16 protein-coding genes are annotated in these 18,836 nt (G+C 66.2%); 4 read left to right on the top strand and 12 right to left on the bottom strand.

Annotation, left to right across the window (positions count from 1 at the left end; all coding sequences use genetic code 11):
* Positions 1 to 13: 13 nt before the first annotated feature.
* The 12 genes from QFZ46_RS10990 to QFZ46_RS10935 all read right to left on the bottom strand — a co-directional run bounded on the left by QFZ46_RS10990 (position 14) and on the right by QFZ46_RS10935 (position 14,746).
* Positions 14 to 1,438: a glycoside hydrolase family 26 protein gene (locus QFZ46_RS10990; RefSeq protein ID WP_307361297.1), complete on the bottom strand. Its 1,425-nt coding sequence runs from the start codon at positions 1,436 to 1,438 to the stop codon at positions 14 to 16.
* The gene (locus QFZ46_RS10985) at positions 1,419 to 2,972 is read right to left on the bottom strand and encodes a glycosyltransferase family 2 protein (RefSeq protein ID WP_307361296.1); all 1,554 of its coding nucleotides are present in this window, start codon (positions 2,970 to 2,972) and stop codon (positions 1,419 to 1,421) included. Before QFZ46_RS10985 ends, QFZ46_RS10990 begins: the two co-directional genes overlap by 20 nt.
* A 293-nt stretch (positions 2,973 to 3,265) precedes the next feature.
* Complete coding sequence (locus QFZ46_RS10980; protein WP_307361294.1) at positions 3,266 to 4,429, bottom strand: acyl-CoA dehydrogenase family protein; 1,164 nt, start codon at positions 4,427 to 4,429, stop codon at positions 3,266 to 3,268.
* A gap of 152 nt (positions 4,430 to 4,581) precedes the next feature.
* Complete coding sequence (locus QFZ46_RS10975; RefSeq protein WP_307361292.1) at positions 4,582 to 5,508, bottom strand: M15 family metallopeptidase; 927 nt, start codon at positions 5,506 to 5,508, stop codon at positions 4,582 to 4,584.
* A 176-nt stretch (positions 5,509 to 5,684) separates the two neighbouring features.
* A complete protein-coding gene (locus QFZ46_RS10970; protein ID WP_307361291.1) occupies positions 5,685 to 7,202 on the bottom strand; it encodes an aldehyde dehydrogenase (NADP(+)) in 1,518 nt (505 codons plus the stop codon).
* On the bottom strand, positions 7,199 to 8,389 hold the full coding sequence (locus tag QFZ46_RS10965) for a fumarylacetoacetate hydrolase family protein (protein WP_307361289.1): 1,191 nt from the start codon (positions 8,387 to 8,389) through the stop codon (positions 7,199 to 7,201). Before QFZ46_RS10965 ends, QFZ46_RS10970 begins: the two co-directional genes overlap by 4 nt.
* Before the next feature lie 22 nt (positions 8,390 to 8,411).
* On the bottom strand, positions 8,412 to 9,194 hold the full coding sequence (locus QFZ46_RS10960; RefSeq protein ID WP_307361288.1) for an enoyl-CoA hydratase/isomerase family protein: 783 nt from the start codon (positions 9,192 to 9,194) through the stop codon (positions 8,412 to 8,414).
* Positions 9,191 to 10,312 carry a hypothetical protein gene (locus QFZ46_RS10955; RefSeq protein WP_307361286.1) on the bottom strand — a complete coding sequence of 374 codons (1,122 nt, stop codon included), beginning with the start codon at positions 10,310 to 10,312 and terminating at the stop codon, positions 9,191 to 9,193. Before QFZ46_RS10955 ends, QFZ46_RS10960 begins: the two co-directional genes overlap by 4 nt.
* Positions 10,309 to 11,532, bottom strand: coding sequence for a CaiB/BaiF CoA transferase family protein (locus tag QFZ46_RS10950; protein WP_307361284.1), 1,224 nt, complete (start codon positions 11,530 to 11,532; stop codon positions 10,309 to 10,311). Before QFZ46_RS10950 ends, QFZ46_RS10955 begins: the two co-directional genes overlap by 4 nt.
* A gap of 42 nt (positions 11,533 to 11,574) precedes the next feature.
* Complete coding sequence (locus tag QFZ46_RS10945) at positions 11,575 to 12,639, bottom strand: Gfo/Idh/MocA family protein (RefSeq protein ID WP_307361282.1); 1,065 nt, start codon at positions 12,637 to 12,639, stop codon at positions 11,575 to 11,577.
* Positions 12,636 to 13,592, bottom strand: coding sequence for an MBL fold metallo-hydrolase (locus QFZ46_RS10940; RefSeq protein ID WP_307361281.1), 957 nt, complete (start codon positions 13,590 to 13,592; stop codon positions 12,636 to 12,638). The genes QFZ46_RS10945 and QFZ46_RS10940 overlap by 4 nt, the downstream gene beginning before the upstream one ends.
* Entirely contained in the window at positions 13,592 to 14,746 is a 1,155-nt protein-coding gene (locus QFZ46_RS10935; RefSeq protein WP_307361279.1) for a mandelate racemase/muconate lactonizing enzyme family protein, read from the bottom strand. The genes QFZ46_RS10940 and QFZ46_RS10935 overlap by 1 nt, the downstream gene beginning before the upstream one ends.
* A gap of 134 nt (positions 14,747 to 14,880) precedes the next feature.
* Here QFZ46_RS10935 and QFZ46_RS10930 point away from each other — a divergent pair, with 134 nt between their 5' ends.
* The 4 genes from QFZ46_RS10930 (at position 14,881) to QFZ46_RS10915 (ending at position 18,836) form a co-directional block, all read left to right on the top strand.
* Entirely contained in the window at positions 14,881 to 15,624 is a 744-nt protein-coding gene (locus QFZ46_RS10930; RefSeq protein WP_307361278.1) for a FadR/GntR family transcriptional regulator, read from the top strand.
* Positions 15,625 to 15,787: 163 nt separating this feature from the next.
* Positions 15,788 to 17,050 (top strand): ABC transporter substrate-binding protein, encoded by a 1,263-nt coding sequence (locus tag QFZ46_RS10925; RefSeq protein WP_307361276.1) that lies wholly within the window; start codon positions 15,788 to 15,790, stop codon positions 17,048 to 17,050.
* A gap of 2 nt (positions 17,051 to 17,052) precedes the next feature.
* On the top strand, positions 17,053 to 18,009 hold the full coding sequence (locus QFZ46_RS10920) for a carbohydrate ABC transporter permease (RefSeq protein ID WP_307361274.1): 957 nt from the start codon (positions 17,053 to 17,055) through the stop codon (positions 18,007 to 18,009).
* Positions 18,009 to 18,836: a carbohydrate ABC transporter permease gene (locus tag QFZ46_RS10915; protein WP_307361273.1), complete on the top strand. Its 828-nt coding sequence runs from the start codon at positions 18,009 to 18,011 to the stop codon at positions 18,834 to 18,836. Before QFZ46_RS10920 ends, QFZ46_RS10915 begins: the two co-directional genes overlap by 1 nt.

Genomic DNA, 18,836 nt, shown 5'->3' with positions numbered 1-18,836 from the left:
GGGTCGAGATTGTTCAATACGGGATGATCTGGAAACGTGAGACGGGATCGGCGAGACCCTCCTGGAACGCGGCCAACGAGTCGGCACGAGAGTTGATGCGCCAGTCGTTCGTGACGCGCTCCCCGCCGCTGATCGTGGTCACCGCCAGGTTGAACCAGGCGAAGCCGATCAGGTCATCGTTCTTCGGCTGTGCGAAGGCATCGAACATGGACGCCACCCACTGCGGCTTGTTTCCGCCGACCTCAGTCGCACCGGCCTCCGCGATGATGAGGGGTTTGTCGGTGATCGCCCGAAGCTGTTCGAGGATCGCATCGAACGTGTAGTCGAAGGTGAAGTTGTTCTCCTCCTTGAACGGGGAGCGCAGATACCCGGAGACGCCGACCAGGTCCACATACTCATCTCCCGGGTACAGCGACTGCAGATAGGAGATGTCCTGATGCCGCGATGGCAGGTTGTTGACGATGTTCGGGGCCCAGGTCCAGATCACAAGGTCCCCGGCACCCTCCGCCTCGAAGATGTCGTGGACGTGCTGCCACATGGTGACGAAATCACCGGGTCCGTTGCCGTTGAGAGAGGTGCCGTCGGTGCGCTGTTCCGACCATGGATACCAGGTGCCGTTCATCTCGTGGTCGAGTCGTATCGCGAGCGGAAGCCCCGTCGCCACGATGTCACGCGCGTACTGACGGATGTACTCGTCGAAGTCTCCCTCGATGATCCGCGGGAGCGCGTACTCCGGGAGCTCCGATTGATCGTTCGGTGCGTCGATTGGCCGCGACTCCCAAGTGAGCATCGGCACGAGTCCTCGCTCCCAGGCCGATGTGACGACGTCTCCCCGGAAGGTCTGATCCCAGCCACCGAAGTATCCGACGAGCGACTGCCTACTGCCCGCTTGCAGCGCAGCCTCGTCAAAGGTGGCGAAATTGAACGGCGCCTGAGCGGTGTACATGCCGAAGTAGCGCTGCTCAGGGGAGAGAATGCTGGCGATATCAGGGGCGGTGACCGGTTCCGGCGGCGGCACGGTGGTCACGGGCGGCGGTGCGGGCGCAGGCGGACGAGGCTGCGCCTCGCTGTCCGCGTCGCGATAGACGATGATCGTCTCCGACTCAGGAGCCACCGGCTCCTCCGGGACGACGGTGGGCGTCGGAGTTGGCATGGGAACAGGGGTCGGCGTGGGTGTGGGCGACGGGGTCGCCCGGTTCGCCGCCTCGAGTTGAGATTCTGCGGCGTCCAGCTTCTCCTGGAGGCTCGCGTTCTCGTCTTGACTCGCCGCAAGCTGCGCGTCGAGCCCTGGTGGTGGGGTCGCACCGCCCGGGCTCGCCCAGACGAACGCACTGACGATGAGGAGCGCGATCACGAGGAAAGCGCCGCCGATGATGCCGCGCCGACCTGCTGCGGGGGTGGCTGCCCACCAGTTCTGACTACGCGGTGCCGAGGACAATGAACATCGCCTCCATTCCGAAGATCGTGAAGCCCAGAACGTATGGCCAGGCTGCTTTGGGGTTCAGCCGGCGGCGCTCGACGGCCGGGGCTGCTGCGCGTGCGGTGGCACGACGCAGAGGAGCGGGGGCGACCTGATCGACCAGCACTGCTGCGGGAGCACCCGATTGATCAGGACTCGCGCGCCGAGGTCCGGGAGGCGCGTCCGGGGCAGAGAGATCGCTGAGCTCCTGGAACATCCGCTCGCTCTCCAGATCGGTGTCCTTCTGCGGATCGGCTTCGTCCTGCCCTCCTACATAAGCGCCCGCTCTGGTCCCCCAGCCGGCGACGTGCCCCATCCGGAAGAATCCGATGAGTCGAACCGGCATGAGGAAGAATGTCGAGGCGAGGATGAAGACCGGCAGACGCAGGAAGTCGCCAGGACGCTCAGCGAGATGCCGCAGCTGCCGGATCGCCATGCTGAGCACCGATGAGACCACGATGAGTCCGACCACCCAGATCAATCCTGAGCCGACCCCGAATTCGGCCAGAATCGCCTCGTAGAAGTTATGACCCTGTCCGACCGCGACGCGGTAGATCCATCCCGCCATGACCCCGGCGAGCAGGAACGGCAGCACGATGTCCATCAGCATGAACACGGCGAGCATGGGAGCGTGCGCCAGCATCCACGGAAGCATCCGCAGGGTGTTGTACTGACTTCCCCGCGCCCACCGCAGTTGCTGTTTGAAGAGCTTCTTCATCTCGGTCGGAGCATCCGTGTAGACCAGGCTGGTGTGCTGGTAGACGGTGCGGTACCCCTCCTTGAGAGTGAGGTTCGTGAGCGTCCGATCGTCCGAGACCTCCAGGAAGACACCCATGAACCTCTCCGTCATGAAGCGATCCATGACGCGAACGAGGATCTCCCGGCGGAAGGCGATGGTCCGACCCGGAAGGCACCCGACCTGTCCGAGCACGCTCTGCGCCGGCATCGAGTACAGGGATCGGGTGTTCTCGAGCCAGTCCGCCCAACGCGTCATCCAGCGGCGCTCCGGCTCGAGGATGCGCTGACGCGTCGTGACGCCGCCCACTCTTTCGTCGCCGAAGGGCTTGACGAGTTCTTCCAGTGCGCCTGGCGTCCAGACGGTGTCGGAGTCGACGAGCACCGAGATCTCGTAACTCGACATCTCCACTCCGACCTTCACGGCGTTTCGTTTGCCGGCGATGGTCGTATGCACCCAGCGCACCTTGGGAGCGAACTCCGTGCAGACCTCTTCGAGGCCGAGGTTGCGCGCCCCGTTGATGACGACGATGATCTCGTCCGGTCCCTGATCGACGATCCTGCCGAGGACGTCCCGGAACAAGTCGAGCGGTTCGTCCACGACGGGGATGATCACGCTGGTGCCGACTTCATGCGGCGCGGTGAAAGGGCGATAGCGCTGGCTGATGAGCAGCTTTGTCAGCCAGAGACCCCAGATCAATGCGGAGTAGACGACGAAGAGATACAGCTCGGGATACCCGCCGAGCATGTTCCTCAGTTGCAGCAGAAAGATGAACAATTGCACTCCCTCAACAGACAGACGGTTGGTGGATCCCGCGTCGCTGAGGGTGCTTTCGATTGTCCGAGTCTGGGAGTGAGCACAAAGCTGTCGCAAGGCCTTCTCGACAGGTTTCACATGACCGTAATATGGGGACTTTGTCCCCCAGACGGAGGACAAACAGTTGCAAAATCCCCGATGAGGTTCGCTTTCTATCGCACGTGCACACCGGGAACGAAAGAAGGAAAGTGCTGGTCCTGAACCTTCAGAACCAGCACTTTCCTTCTTTCATCCGCGAGCCGCGGGAAGGCGACTCAGCGCTTGCCGACGATCTGACGGCCGACGAGGTCGCGCATGATCTCGTTCGTGCCGCCGTAGATGCGGTGCACGCGGGCGTCGGTGAAGGCGCGGGCGATCGGGTACTCCATGATGTAGCCGTAACCGCCGTGCAGCTGCACGCCGATGTCGAGCAGCTCCCACTCGCGCTCGGTCGCCCAGAACTTGACCTTCGCAGCGTCCTCGGCAGTGAGCTTCCTGTCCTTGTACGCCCGCAGCGCCTGGTCGATGTACGCCCACATCACCTCGGTCGTGGTGACCATGTCGGCGAGGCGGAACCGCGTGTTCTGGAAGTCGGCGATCCGCTCGCCGAAGGCCTCGCGGTCCTTCGTGTAGGCGATCGTCCATTCGGTGGCGGCCTGCGCAGCGGCAGCGGCGGCGACACCGATCGAGAGGCGCTCGAGCGGCAGGTTCATCATCAGCTGGATGAAGCCCTGGCCCTCCTTGCCGCTGATCAGGTTCTCATCGGGGACGAACACGTCGGTGAAGCTGAGTTCGGCGGTGTCCCACCCGTGGAAGCCCATTTTGCTGAGCTTCTTGCCCTGGTCGAAGCCGTCCATCCCCTTCTCGAGGATGAGCAGGCTGAACGCGTCGGGGCGGTTCCCCTCCCCGGTCTTCACGAAGGTGACGACGATGTCGGCCGTCGTTCCGGAGGAGATGAACGTCTTCGCGCCGTTGACGACGTAGCCGCCGTCGACCTTCTTGGCGTTGGTCTTGATGCCGCGGAGGTCGGAGCCCGCGCCGGGGTCGGTCATCGCGAGCGCGCCGAGCACTTCACCCGTGGCCATGCGGGGAAGCCACTTCTCCTTCTGCTCCTGCGTACCCATGTGCACGAGGTAGGGAACGGCGAGGTCGTCCTGGATGCCGAACGCACCGGCCAGAGAGCCCGCTCCGGATGCGATGACCTCTTCCATCACGATCGTGCGGAAACGGTAATCCTGCAGCATGCCCGCGCCACCGAACTCCTCCGGCACGGAGAGTCCGATGATGCCGGCCTCGCCTGCGGCGAGCATGGTCTCGCGGTCGATCTCGCCCGCGGCATCCCACTTCTCGATGCTCTCGTTGCTGACGTGGCGCTTGACGAAGTCCTTCACCAGGTCGCGGAATGCCTCGTGGTCTTCTTCGTAGATGTCGCGTTCCATGCCGTCCTCCCGAACGTGTCAGTGCGTCGTTGCTCCCGCGATTCTATGGCGCGGAGCGGATGCTACGACTGCGCGTTGTGAGAATGCATCCCACCACGCGTGGGACTGCGTACCGCGTTTGTGGGATGCCACAGAACGGGGTGGATGCGTGGTCAGTGCGCGTAGTCGGGTGCGGCCGGCAGCCCGAAGAACTCCTCGAGCGTGTGATAGCCGCCCTCATGGTAGGCGGCGGCGAGCTGCGGGCCCACATAGCGCAGGTGCCACGGCTCCGGCATGTACCCGGTCCTGTCGCTCGCGCCATTCTCGTAGCGGACGACGAATCCGTACTCCCACGCATGCTCCTGCACCCAGGCCGCCTGCGCTGTGGCGCCGAAAGCGTCGATGTCACCACAGGATTCGTCGCACGCGACGACATCCACGGCCAATCCGGTCTGGTGCTCACTGAATCCCGCACGCGCCGAGCCCTGATCCGCGCCCTGAACGCCCTCAGCGGCGACGAAGCCGGAGTATGTGGAGATCTGCAGGTCGTAGGAGCGATAGCCGTTGTTGATCCCGATCGATCCGGCACCGGAGACATCGGCCGCTCGGGCGAGCGCGCTCAACCCGTTCCGCGCATCGGTTCGCAGGCGATCGGATGACGTCGTCGACACGAGATCGACCGTATCGAGGCCCGACGGCTCGAAATCCAGAGGCGCCAGCGGTCGGGTCTTGTTCACGACCAACCACGTTCGGGCTGGATCGCTCAGCGTGATGCACGGAGCGTTCCCGGCCACGACGGCGTCGCGGAAGGCAACGCCTCCGCCGAACGCAACGATCGTCGCCTCATCGTCGCCTGCCGCGAGCGCATCGGTGACGACCGGATCTGCACACGGATCGGCCGCGACGACACCGCCGACCTCGACGCCGGGAAGTTGCATCGCCACGACCGGAACCGGAGGAAGCGCGGTGTCCGCTTCTGCCGGCCGGTCGGCGATCGCCCACAATGCGCCGATGGCCGTCACCGCAAGGCCGACAGGCAGCGCGATGGTCAGCACCCGCGACGGGCGCGACGCGTGCCGGGGGTGGTGGGCGCCGCTCATGACTCCATTCTGCCTCGAACCGCGGGCCGACGATTTCGTTACTGGAGTTCCCGGGCGCTCCGGTCTTCTTCGCCGCCGATGACGGCCTCTTCCGCGTCGGTGATTCGACTCGGAACCTTGACATCACCGTCCTGGGCGCGGTGTTGTATCGAGGGGTCGTCGGTGCGCCGGATTCGTCAGTCTGCGGACGCGAGCTCCAGCACGCCGTCGACGCGGCGCGGAACATCCACCCGACCGTCGCGCAATTCCGCCGGCAGCACCTCGACCGGCGCATCCTGCCATGCCAGCGGACGGAGGAAACGGCGGATCGCCGTCACACCCACCGAGGTGTGCTGAGTGTTGGTCGCCGGCCATGGGCCGCCATGGTTCATCGACCATGAGACCCGGACGCCGGTCGGATAGCCGTTGTAGACGATACGGCCGACCAGGTCCTCGACCGCTTCGGTGAACGCACCCCGCAGCTCGGTCTCCTCCGGCTCGCTGTGGATCGTCGCGGTCAGCGAGTGCGGCACCGCCTGCAGAGCCTGACGCACCTCGTCGCGCTCCGCGTAGCGCACCAGCAGGACAAGGGGTCCGAACGCTTCCTCCGTCGCCTCGGCCGTGACGTCGGCGGCGTCGATCTCGAGCACGGCCGGTGTGAGCGAGAAGCCCTCTTCACCGGCGGCAGGCGCGACGAGACTGCGCGCTCCTCCCTGCGCGATGAGCCGCGTACGGATCTCGTCGAATGCGCCGTGGATGCGCGAGTTCAGCAGTGTCTGCGCTGCGGCCGCCTCTGCCCTGGCGACGATGTCGGCGACCAGCCGATCCCCCTGCTCTCCGGTGGGCACGAAGGCGATGCCCGGCTTGGTGCACAGCTGCCCGGCGGATCCGGTCACCGACACGAACAGGCCTTCGCCGATCGCGTCGGTGCGTGCGGATACAGCGCCGGGGGTCACGATGAGAGGGTTCACGCTCGACAGCTCGCCGTAGAACGGGATCGGCGTCTCACGCTCATCGATGATGCTCTGAAGGATCTTCCCGGTGGAGAGCGAACCCGTGAAGCCGACGGCCGTGATGCGCGGGTCGGCGACGAGTGCGGCGCCTGCCTGCTGGCCGTAGACGATCCCGAACAGCCCGTCCGGCGCACCGAAAGCTGCGGCCGCGCGGGTGAGCGATTCGTGGGAGCGCTGCGACGTGAGCAAGTGCGAGCTGTGAGCCTTCACGACCACCGGGTTCCCGGCCGCGACGGCGGATGCCGTGTCACCTCCGACGACCGAGAACGCGAACGGGAAGTTGCTCGCGCCGAAGACGGCGACCGGCCCGATCGGCACCAGCATCCGTCGCACGTCCGGTCCGGCGCCGAGGGGTGTCTCCCCGGCATGGTCGATGATCGCCTCGAGATAGCCGCCGTCGTCGACGGCCTCGGCGAACAGGCGGAACTGGAACGCGCTGCGACTGAGTTCACCGTTCAGTCGTGCAGCCGCAAGCCCGGTTTCGCTCAGCGCGGCATCCACGAGCGTCTCGCGATCCTCTTCCAGGCCGTCGGCGAGCGCTCGCAGCAGCCCGGCTCGCCACGCACGCGATTGCCGCCGCAGGAAGCCGAAGGCGTCCGCGGCACGAGCAGTGATCTCGGCGACCTCGACCGCACTCGTCGCAGTGAGTTCGGTGGCGCTCGTTGTCGCGGTACGCGGGTCGGTGGTGTTCAGAGTTGTCATGCGCGGTCTCCTCCGATGAGTCCTCGAGCGGCCAGGTTCTTGATGAGTGCGCCGATGCCGAACTCCCATGGTGTCAGTTCCTCGCTGTGCTGGACCCTGTTGACGAGGGAACCCAGCGCAGGCGACGAGATCCGCACGACATCGCCGACGTGATGCGTGAAGCCGTGCCCTGCCTCGTCTCGGTCTTCGGTCGGAGCGAACATCGTGCCCAGGTACAGCACGAAGCCGTCGGGGTAAGCGTGATGCGCACCGCTCGCCTGACGTGCGAGGTCGGCGGGGTCACGACTGATCTGCTCCATGTGCGAGCTGGCCTGCATGCGAAAGCCATCGGCCCCTTCGACGGCGAGCGTCACCGTCTCGGTGCGGATGTCATCGAGGGTGAACCCGTCGTCGAAGAGCCGGATGAACGGACCGACGGCAGCCGAGGCATTGTTGTCCTTCGCGCGGCCGAGCAGCAGCGCCGAGCGGCCCTCGATGTCACGCAGGTTCACATCGTTGCCGAGCGTCGCACCGATGATGTCGCCGGCGGAGGTCACCACGAGCACGATCTCGGGCTCAGGATTGTTCCACTTCGATTCCTTGAGGACACCGACGTCGACTCCCCCGCCGACGGTGGCGAGCACTGGTGCCTTGGTGAAGATCTCGGCATCGGGGCCGATGCCGACTTCGAGGTACTGGCTCCACAGCCCCTCCTCGATGAGCACCTCCTTGAGCCTGGTCGCCTCGGCGGACCCAGGAACGAGATCGCGAACGTCGCCACCCAGCGCATCGAGGATCGTGGCTCGGATGCCGTCGGCGGACTCGGCCTCTCCGCGCGCGCGCTCCTCGATGATGCGCTCCAGCATCGAGACCGGGAAGGTGACGCCGGAGGCCTTGACCACCTGCAGGTCGATCGGCGAGAGCAGCCAGGGCTGCCCGGCGTCGCGGGCGTCGGGAGCGGTGTTCGCCCAGACATCCGCCAGCGGGGCGATCACCGAGCCCGTAGCGTCGCGGATCGCCGATGCGGGCCGGGAGGTCTCGGTGAGGTCGCGCATCGTCGGGAATGTCGCGGACACGTCGTACAGCACGCCATCGCGCAGCACCGCGACGGCTGGTCCCTCGGGCAGCTGCACGCGGCCGATCAGCAGAGCGCCGACGGCGTCATCGGGAAGGATGCCGCTGGCATCTCCGGTCCAGTTCTCGGTCATGTCTCTCCTTGGTGGGTGAAGGTCAGCGTCCCTGGAAGAGGCCGGGGCGCTTCTGCGCGAAGGCGGCCCGACCTTCGGCGGCATCGGCGGTGGCGAACGTGATGCCCTGCATCTCACGCTCATAGGCGATCGCCTGGTCCTGGGGCAGGTTCCATGCGGCGCGCAGATTCGCCTTCGCCGTCTCTGCGGCGATCGGTGGCCGCGAGGCGATGGTCGCGGCGAGCTCCTGCGCGCGGGCGAGCAGCCCATCGGCGGGGACGACCTCGCTGACGAGCCCCCATGCGAGCGCACGCTGCGCATCTATCGCGTCGCCGCTCATCAGCATGAGCGCCGCGTTGCTCGCGCCGATGGAGTTCGCCAGCAGCACCGACATGCCTCCGCCGCCGATCCAGCCGAGCTTGATCTCGGGTGCCGCGAAACTCGCGCTGTCTGCAGCGAGACGGATGTCGCAGGTGAGCGACGCTTCCAACCCGCCGCCGAAGGCGTAACCGTTGACCGCGGCGATCACCGGCTTGCGCAGCTCGCGCAGCGCATCGCAGTAATCACGACGATTGCGGAACTCCCACGGCGTCGCGTACTGGTCGAGGGTGGAGATGTCACTGCCTGCGCTGAACGCACGACCGGTGCCGGTGTAGACGACGGCGCGGATCTCGGCATCGTCGTTGAGCGCGCGGACGATACGCACCAGTGCATCGCTCATCGACTGCGTGACGGCGTTGAGCTTCTCCGGGCGGTTCAATCGCACGGTCGCCACATGCCCTTCCGTCTCGACGGCGATCTGCGCTGTGTCGGATGTGACGGTCATGCGTTCTCCTCGATCTCGGTTGCGGCCGCGATCACGGCGGCGAAACGCTCCTCGATGTCATCGAGCACACCCTCGGGGGAGCGCGAGCCGTCGACGGCGGATCGAACGAGCGCCGAAGCCTCGGCCTGGAAGGGGATGTATCCGGGTACGCGTGGACGCACCCAGGACGACTCGATGGTCGACAGCGTCGCAGAATAGAAGCCGTGGGCTGCAGCATCCACTCCGGGGTCCGTCCACGCGGCGCGCGCACTCGGCTGACCGGAATGGGTCGGGATGAATCCGCGCTGCGCCTCCTCGGAGAGGAGCATTCGCAGGTGGGCGAGCAGCGCCGCCGACGGCTCGGAACGGCGTGTCACCGCGATGCCGGTGCCGCCGATCGTCGATCCGCTGCGCCCGTCGTGCGCGGGCGCGGGGCCGAACGCGAGCACGGGAGAGCTGTAGTTGACGTAGCCGTACACGAGGGGGATGCAGCCGATGTCGCCGCGATCGCGCATCCGGTCGAGTAACCCGATCGGATTTAACGCTGCCGTGCCTTTCGGCGCGCGTGATGAGAGCCGCGTGAGCAGGTCGAGCGCCCGTCGCGCGATCCCCCGGTCGAACAGGTCGTGTCCGGCACCGGGCGAGTCGCCCAGCGAGACCGCGATCGAGCACAGCGAGACGAACGCGTGGGGGCCGGCGAGACTCGTCGCGACCAGACCCCGGTCTGCGAGAGCCAGGGCCTCATCCCACGTCGACGGCGCATCGAGCACGAGGTCCCGCCGCCGTGCCGACACCTGCGTCGCCGCATCCAGCGGCAGCGCCCACAGACGATCCGCCATGCGATACGACGTGATGCTCGGTCCGACCGCCGCGCTCTCCCACTCGCGCAGTTGGTCGGCGTCGAACAGCTCGTCGATGGGCCGGATGCTGTCGTGCTGACGCGCATCGCCGAGATGAGGATGGTCCATCACGAGCAGGTCATAGCGGCGAGCGAGGTCGTCGATCGGTGCGGATTCGAATCCCTCCAGCGGCTGCACCTCCCAGCGCAGGCTGTCCCCCGAGCCGAGGTCACCGGCAGCGGCCTCCAGTGCGGCCCGACCGCGGGGATGATCCCACGTCAATCCGACGTATTCCGTCACGCCGTCACCGGGGCGCCGCCCTGGACGATGACGCCGGCGTCCAGCAGCGCGCGAACGCGCTCCGCTTCGACGCCGAGCTCCGCGAGGATCTCGCTGGTGTGCTCGCCGACCGTCGGTGCGCCCCGATCGATCCGCGCCGGAGTCTTGGCGAACTTGTACGGGAACCCCGGAGTCTTGATGCGCCCTTCAGTGGGGTGGTCGTACTCGACGAATGTGCCGTTGTGGATGATCTGCGGATCGTTCACGAGGTCAGCGTAGCCGTAGACGGGTCCGACCCACATGCCCGCGGGCAGCAGTGTGTCCAGCCAGTGCTGCGTCGACTTCTCCCGCAGATGGCGCCCCACCGTGGCGTAAAGCTCGTCGCGGTGCGTCCAGCCGTGCACTTCGGGATCCATCCCCGCGAAACTCGGCTCGTCGAGCACTTCCCCGAGCTTCTCGAGGTCAGCGAAGCCGAGCGCGAGATAGCCGTCCGCCGTCGCGAAGATGCCGTACGGGGCACGGATGTAGACGTGCGCGTTCGGTTCCTTCCCGCGCTGCTGCTGAACCCCGCCGACCGTGTAGACGCTCAGCTCCTGCATCTGAAGCGTGGTGAGCGCATCGAGCATGTTGACCGTCACGAGCTGTCCTTCGCCGGTGCGCTCTCGATGAAGGAGCGCGGCGAGCACTCCTTCGAAGGCGGTCGACGCGGTCACAGCGTCCGCGAGGTACTGGCCTGCGGGCGTTGGCGGCTCGCCCTCACGCCCGGCGGAGAGCATCGCTCCGCTCATCGCCTGCAGCAGGAGGTCCTGGCCCGGCCGATCGCGGTACGGGCCGTCTTCGCCGTACCCGGACATCGACACGTAGACCAGCGACGGATTGATCGCCGACAGCGTCTCGTAGTCGAGGCCGAGGCGTGCCGCGACGCCCGGACGGTAGTTCTGCAGGAACACATCGGCGCCGACGATGAGTTCGCGCACGACCTCTCGTCCACCGTCTGTCTTCAGATCGACCGCGAGAGAGCGCTTGTTGCGATTCAGGGAGAGGAACGAGACGTTGATCTCATTGCCCTTGGCACCTCCGGCTGCGGCGAACCGCTGCCATTCGCCGGCGGTCGGCTCGACCTTGATGACGTCGGCGCCGAGGTCGCCGAGTCGCTGGGCCGCGAACGGGCCGGCCATCGCGATCGAGCAGTCGATGACGCGGTAGCCGTCGAGGATGCCGCGGGAGGACGGGTCAGTCATGGTTTCTCGGTTTCAGATCGGTGAGGTTCGGTTCGGGATGCGTCAGACGGCAGTGTCGGCGCCGCCGGCTGCCGACGAGCGCAGCAGGGCGTCGATGAGCTCGACGGAGCGGGCGGCCACCGTGACGTCCGAGTTGTTCTCGCGGCTGGCGCCGGTGATCAGCTCGATGAAGCGGGCCGGCGGCACGAGGCATTCGTAGTCTCCCTCGCCGGGTGCGATGGCGCGTTCTTCTCGGCGGCCGTCGTAACGACTGAGGCTCACCCGTTCCCGCTCCACGTCGATCATCAGCACGCCTTCCGTGCCGAACAGCCGGATGTCGACCTGGTACTTGTCGCCGTCCGCGAGCGTCGCCGCACCAGAGAGCGAGCCGACAGCACCGTTGTCGAAACGTATAACACCGGCGTCGAACAGGTCGACGGGAGCGCCGGCGTTGATGACTCGTCCGGCGACAGACGCAGCGCGCAGACCGGTCAGCCAGAACAGCAAGGCGGAGGAATGCGTGAGCTGTCCGTGCGCGTAGCCTCCGCCGTGCTCCGGGCTCGACCAGGTGCTCGGGTCCGGCGCGGTGTCGGAGTTCCAGCGCTCCAGCATGTGCGTCGGGTCGGTGCCGAACAGCCCCCTGGTGGGCGAGGCCATGTGACACAGGGCGTACTGGATCTCGCCGATGTCGCCGGCCTCCAGCATCCGCTTCGCCGCCACGGTGAACGGTTTGTAGTTCCACCCGTAGGGGACGAGGAAGACCGTGTCCGCCTGCTCTGCGCGAGCGGCGAGGTCCCAAGCCTGGTCGGCGTGCAGCGTCATCGGCTTCTCGCACAGCACGTGCAACCCGCGCTCGAGCGCCTGCGCGGCGAGCGGGTGGTGCAGATCGTGCGGGGTGGAGATCACCACCGCGTCGATGTCGGCGTCCAGCAGCGCGGTCGCGTCCTCCGTGGCGAACGTGAATCCGAACTTCTCACGCACCGCATCCAGCCCCGGACCTCTGCCGCAGACGCCGACGAGGTCTACGTCGTCCCGCGCGGCGAACAAGGGGAAGTGGTTGCTGGTGGCCCACCACCCGGCGCCGATCGCGCCGAGGCGCACTGGCCGATCCGTGATCGCGGTCGTCATGCGGCTCTCCTCCAGGTACGGACGCCATCGCGCTCCCCCTCGATCACGCGCGCCTGGTCGACCAAGCGTTCCAGGTTCCCGGTCATCGGGAAGATGAGGTACTCGACGGCGGCATCCGGCCATGGTCCGAGGCTGGGTGCCGCTCGTCGGATGAGTTCGAGCGAGGCGAGCTCCTCCCCCGAGGCGAGCACCTCTTCGATCACACGGTCGACGAGCTCTGTGTAGGCGAGCGACTCATCCAGGAAGGCCTCCACTCCGTCCCCGTCGTACACCGGGTAGTGCGCGGTCAGCAGCAGATCGGCCTCGAGCGCGTGCAGGCGACGGATGCTGTCGACATACGCGACCGTGTCCCGATAGGTGGGCGGGAACGCCGCCCGGCCGTCTGCGGTCGGCACCGTCTCGCCGAGTACTGCGTCGGAGATGAGCGCCGTGCGGTTCGTGGCGTCCCAGAGGGCGAGATGACCCGGCGAGTGCCCCGGCACGGCGAGCACCTCGATCGTGCGGTCGCCGAGATCGAAGACCTCTCCGCCGTCCAGCGCACGGCCCACCGCGACCAGACCGGTCGAACGACGCACCTCCGCGGTCGTCTCCGGCGGATCGTCGAAGCGATCGCGGGCTGCGAACTCTCCGTACCGCCCTGAGATGAGGAGCTCGACGTCCTCCGTCATCGGCACGTCGGCGCGGCCTGCGAGGAACTCGGCGTTCGACGCGACCGCCCGCAGCGCGGCGTTGCCCCCGGTGTGATCGAAGTCGCAGTGCGAACTGATCACCCATCGCAGTTCAGCCGGATCGAAGCCGATCTCGTCGAAGTACGGCAGCAGAGTGCCGGGCACGGAGTCGGCGACACCGGTGTCGAAGAGCAGAGCGCCTTCGGGGCCGGTGAGCAGGTACATCGCGATGAAGCGCTCGCCGAGGGGCGCGACGATGCGGTGCACGCCTGGTCGGATCTGCATCACTCTTCCCAGGTGCCGTCGTCGATCATCCGCAGTCCCGCCCGCGGCGAGCGCACGTGCGGGCCCGCCGGCTCCAACCAATCGCCCGAGCGACGCGCTTCCTCGATCGCCGGCTCGTCGATCTCGATGCCCACTCCTGGGCGATCGCCGAGCACGACACCGCCATCACAGAACTCCTGATCCAGTCGCAGACCGAGCGGGGATCCGAGATCCTGGATCTCCGCCGAGAGGTGGTTGGGCACTGCGGCTGCAGCGGCCGTGACGGAGTGATTCGCTGTGAGCCCGACCGGACTGACCGGAAGGTCGCGGCTGTGCGCCGTGATCGCGACGCGCAGAAAATGCGTGATCCCCCATACGGCACCGGCCTGGACGATGTCAGCGCCGCCGGCATCCAGCAGGGGACGGTACTGCTCGAGCCCAGTGAGGTTCTCACCGGTGGCGACGGAGGCCTTGATCGCGGCGCTCAGGCGAGCATGACCCGCCGCGTCCCATCGCCGCAACGGCTCCTCGACCCAGGTGAGGGTGACTTGCTCCTCCAGGGCCGTGATGTACCGCACCGCTTGTTTGAGGTTCCACGACTCGTTCGCGTCGAGCATGAGCGCAGGGTCGGCGTCATTGCGCGCGAGCAGCCCTCTGACGATCTCGAACCTGCGCAGATCCGCCTGCAGATTGCGTCCGCCCTTGAGTTTGGCCGAGCGGAAGCCGCGATCGGCGAACCTCTCGTAGATCTCAGCGAGCTGCTCGTCAGTCAACGCGGCATCCAGCGCCGACGCGTATCCGGGCACGAAGCGATCGCCCGCACCGAGCAGACGCCACAGCGGCTCACCGGCGATCTTCGCCTTCAGGTCCCACAGCGCGGTGTCGAACGTGCCAATGCCGCCGAAGGTGGCACCGGCGTGGGAAGACTTGAAGACGCGTGCCAGCATCCGGTCGTACAACGTCGACACCGCCCTGGGGTCCTGCCCTTCGAGCGCAGAGAAGAGCCGGTCGAGGTCGGCATGCGATCCCATCCCGATGCCCTCGATACCTTCGTCGGTCTCGAGGATCACCAGGGGGACGTCGGTGACTCCGGACGCGATGAACCCGTTGACGTCGCCGACCGGGCGTCCCCAGTCATGGACGGTGCGCAGTGTGCGGTAGCCGGTGATCTTCATGTCGCCCTTGAGTGTGAGAGATCGAGGTCTGAGTTTCGCGTCGAATCGAAGCGTAGAAACACCATACATCATATGTCTGCCGTTTCGTGAGTGTCCGCACTCGCCTTCCTGCGCGGGTCAATAGAGTGTCAGGCATGACACAGCCCGCAGAGCACGCCGGCGGTCGCGCCCGCACGCCGATCGACCGCATCGGCGCGACGGTGCTGAACGAGCTCGTCCAATCGATCGTGACCGGCGAGTTCGGCCCCGGCGATCTACTGCCCCCGGAGAGCGTCATCAGCGTGCAGTTCGGCGTGAGCCGCACCGTGATCCGCGAGACGATGAAGCGCCTGCAGGAGAAGGGCATGATCACGGTGGCGCAGGGCCGCGGAACGCACGTGAACCCCTCCACGAGCTGGAACGTGCTCGACCCCTCAGTACTGTCGGCGATGATCAGCAACGACTCCACACTCGGAGTGCTCGACGACCTGAGCGTCGTGCGCAGCGCCTTGGAAGCAGCGATGGCCGCCGCCGCAGCGCGGACAGTCGACGACGATGCGCGTGCTCGACTGCGCGAGGACCTCGACGCGATGGCGGAATGCGTCGACGACTCCGCAGCCTTCCGGGAGGCCGACCTCCAGTTCCATCGCTCCGTGATGGCGCTCTCGGACAACGCGCTCGCCGAGAACATCGCCCGCGTGCTGATCAAGCACGCCGTGGGCAGCGATCGCTTCACCGGCGTCGACCCCGCCCATGCGTTCGAGCTCACGCTCGCCGAGCACGAGAAGATACTCGCCGCCATCTCCTCTGGCGACGCGGAGGCCGCACGGATTGCCATGAGCGAGCACATCCTCGGCTCATGGACCCGGCGACGCCTGCCGTCGAAGAAGCGCTCCTGACCCGAGCCGGGCCGCACCGACCCGGCTCGCGCCACCCATCTACAGAACATCAGTCATGTGATGTTTGTTGCTCGTTTTCGTAAGACGTAGTATGTTTCGTCGCAAGGCCTCTGCACCCACGGGCCACAGCAGCACATCCCCATCAACGTTGAGAGGTATCGCAATGAAGCGAAGGATCGCCATCACAGCCGTCGTCGGCATCACCGCACTCGCACTCACCGGTTGCGGCGGAGCATCGCCGTCCGGGTCGAGCGGAGGCTCCGGTTCAAGCGACAAGCTCGTCATCTGGAACTGGGGCGACGCGGACGACGCGGCGGCCGCGTACACCGAAGAGGTCACCGCCGCCTTCAACGAGGTCCACCCTGACGTCGAGGTCGAGATCGTCAACCAGCCGTTCGATCAGTACTACACGCTGCTCGGCAGCGCGGTCGAGGCCGGCACCGGGCCGGACATCGCTCTCTTCAACGGCGGCACACAGCTGAAGAGCCGCGCGGATTCGCTCGTGCCCGTCACCGAGGAGCTCGCCGATCTCGAAGACACCCTCGCGGGGTGGCCGGCGTTCCAGGCCGGTGGCGAGACGTACTCCGCACCGACGTTCCTCCAAGGCTTCCCCATCTACTTCAACAAGGCGCTCTTCGAGCAGGCGGGCCTCGACGCCGACAATCCGCCGAAGACGTGGGATGAGCTGAGCGCGGCCTGCACCGCGATCGTCGACAAGACGGATGCCTCGTGCTTCGCACTCGGAAACAAGGAGGGTCTCGGCATCGAGTTCTTCCTCTCCGGCTTCGGATCAGGCATCTTCACCCCCGACGAGTACGACGCCTGGATCGATGGCGATCGGGACTGGACGAGCGAGCACGCCAAGCAGGCCCTGCAGCTGTGGGCCGACAGCTCCGCTGACGGCTGGTACAACGAAGGCGCGAACTCGACCGCGATGTTCAACGACTCGTTCGACCTGTTCTCCGCCGGAAGCTCCGCCATGGTCATCGGCCTGATGAGCGGAACGGCGCATTGGAAGCAGTTCGACGAGTTCCTCGGCGACGATCTCGGGTTCATGATGCCCGTCACCATCAACGACGGCACCACCCTCGCGCTTCCGGCAGAGGGCGGCATCGGCTACGCCGTGCTCAACGAGGACAAGAAGGACCTCGGCGTGGACTGGATCAAGGCGACCGTCGACCACGACGCCCTCGCCAACTACTCGCTCGCCGGCGGTCAGATCACCTCGGACACCACGATCGAGCTGGACACCGACATCGAATCGGCCAACGACATCGTCTCCGAGCTTCCCGGAAGCAAGCCCCTGCTGCACACGGCCCTCACCGCCGAAGAGCTCGACCTGCTGCACCGCCTCGGCCAGCAGCTGCTCGGCGGCGAGGTCACCGTCGACGACGCGGCCGCTCAGCTCGCCGCCTCGGAGGGCTGATCTTGTCGATCGACACCACCTCGACCCGGAGTCTTGTCCTGAAGGACAGGGCTCCGGGCCGCGCCCGCATCTCCACACGCGTACCCCGGCGCAAGAAGCCGTGGACGTTCGAACGGTGTGCGCCGTATCTGATGGTGCTGCCGGTCCTGCTGATCCTCGCCGTCTTCCGTATCTACCCCCTGGTGCTCGGTATCAACTTCTCGTTCACCGGTGACAAGGAGCTCAACGGCCAGTTCGTCGGCCTGGAGAACTACGTCACTCTGCTCGGCGACGCAAGGTTCCAGGCGTCTGCGCGGAACGTGCTCGTCGTGTTGCTCTTCGTGCCGATCCAGGTGTTCGTCGCCGGCATCCTCGCGACCTTCGTCTTCCTGAAGATCCCAGGGCACCGTTTCTACCGCAGCGTGTACTTCCTGCCTGTCGTGCTCTCCCCGATCATCATCGGTGCGATCTTCAACATCATCCTCGCCGCCAACGGCCCGCTGAACAGCGCTCTCGGTGCGATCAACATCCCCGGGGTCGACTGGCTCGGCCTGCCGTCCACCGCTCTTCCGACCGTGCTGGTCGTGCACATCTGGGCGACGTTCGGAATGGCGTTCACGATCTTCCTCGCCGGTTTCGCAACGCTGGACGCCGAACTCCTCGACGCGGCGAAGATCGACGGCGCCAACATGCGCCAGCAGATCGTGCACGTCATCATCCCCGGGCTCAGCCAGACGATCCAGTTCGTGTTCGTCACGACCACGATCGGCATGCTGACCGGCCTGTTCGCGCTGCTCTACACGATGACCGCGGGCGGGCCGGGTGCGGCGTCGTACCTGCCGGAGTTCCTCATCTGGAAGCTGAACGGAGAAGCGCGACCGGCACTCGCATCCGCGGCATCCGTCTTCCTGCTGCTGATCGTGCTCGTGATCGGCCTGATCCAGATCCGCGTGCTCCGCCGCGCCACGAAGGAGGCCTGATGCGCAAGCAACGCGCCGCCCGTTGGGCTCTCGCGGTCCCGATGATGCTGCTGGCGATCGCGACCATCTACCCGATGCTGTACGCGCTCAACATCTCCATGAAGACGCGCAAGGACTACGTGCTCGACCGTCTCGGCCTCGCGCAGACGTTCAATGTGCAGAACTTCATCGACGCGTGGACAGACGCGGACATGGGCCGTTATTTCGTTAACACCATCATCGCGACCGTGTTCTCGGTCACCCTGATCCTCATCCTCTCCTCGATGTGCGGTTATGCGCTCAGCCACCTCACGTTCCGCGGCAGCAAGCTGGCGTTCCTCATCATCCTGGCGATGATGATGATCCCGTTCCAGGTGATCATGGTGCCGACGATCAAGGTGCTCAGCGACATGGGGCTGATCAACACCTTCCCCGGGCTCATTGCCGCGTACGTCGCACAGTTCCTCCCGTTCACGGTGTACTTCATGACCTCGTACTACTCCGGCATTCCGAAGGAGCTCACCGAGGCCGCTCGCGTCGACGGAAGCGGCCTGTTCGGCACGTGGTGGCGCATCATGGTTCCGGTGGGCAAGCCCGCACTGATCTCGATGGGCATCCTGAATGCGCTGTTCGTATGGAACGACATCCTCATCGCCCTGTTGATCATGCAGTCGCCGTCGAACCGCACCGTCATGGTGGGTGTCAGCGCGCTGCGTGGGCAGTACCCGGACAACGTGCCGACCTATATCGCCGGCGTGCTGCTGGCCGTCGCGCCGATCATCATCGTCTACCTGATCTTCCAGCGGCAGATCTCCGCAGGCGTGACTGCGGGCGCCACGAAGGGCTGA

The sequence above is a fragment of the Microbacterium murale genome, from assembly GCF_030815955.1.
GTDB lineage: Bacteria > Actinomycetota > Actinomycetes > Actinomycetales > Microbacteriaceae > Microbacterium > Microbacterium murale_A.
Note: the sequence above shows the minus strand (reverse complement) of the source record. Positions and strands in the feature narration are given on the sequence as shown.

Coding starts and splice junctions, on each gene's coding strand:
- QFZ46_RS10975 (WP_307361292.1), bottom strand. CDS start 5,508: ATGAGCGGCGCCCACCACCCCCGGCACGCGTCGCGCCCGTCGCGGGTG.
- QFZ46_RS10980 (WP_307361294.1), bottom strand. CDS start 4,429: ATGGAACGCGACATCTACGAAGAAGACCACGAGGCATTCCGCGACCTG.
- QFZ46_RS10915 (WP_307361273.1), top strand. CDS start 18,009: ATGCGCAAGCAACGCGCCGCCCGTTGGGCTCTCGCGGTCCCGATGATG.
- QFZ46_RS10970 (WP_307361291.1), bottom strand. CDS start 7,202: ATGACAACTCTGAACACCACCGACCCGCGTACCGCGACAACGAGCGCC.
- QFZ46_RS10950 (WP_307361284.1), bottom strand. CDS start 11,532: ATGACTGACCCGTCCTCCCGCGGCATCCTCGACGGCTACCGCGTCATC.
- QFZ46_RS10930 (WP_307361278.1), top strand. CDS start 14,881: ATGACACAGCCCGCAGAGCACGCCGGCGGTCGCGCCCGCACGCCGATC.
- QFZ46_RS10945 (WP_307361282.1), bottom strand. CDS start 12,639: ATGACGACCGCGATCACGGATCGGCCAGTGCGCCTCGGCGCGATCGGC.
- QFZ46_RS10935 (WP_307361279.1), bottom strand. CDS start 14,746: ATGAAGATCACCGGCTACCGCACACTGCGCACCGTCCATGACTGGGGA.
- QFZ46_RS10925 (WP_307361276.1), top strand. CDS start 15,788: ATGAAGCGAAGGATCGCCATCACAGCCGTCGTCGGCATCACCGCACTC.
- QFZ46_RS10960 (WP_307361288.1), bottom strand. CDS start 9,194: ATGACCGTCACATCCGACACAGCGCAGATCGCCGTCGAGACGGAAGGG.
- QFZ46_RS10965 (WP_307361289.1), bottom strand. CDS start 8,389: ATGACCGAGAACTGGACCGGAGATGCCAGCGGCATCCTTCCCGATGAC.
- QFZ46_RS10940 (WP_307361281.1), bottom strand. CDS start 13,592: ATGCAGATCCGACCAGGCGTGCACCGCATCGTCGCGCCCCTCGGCGAG.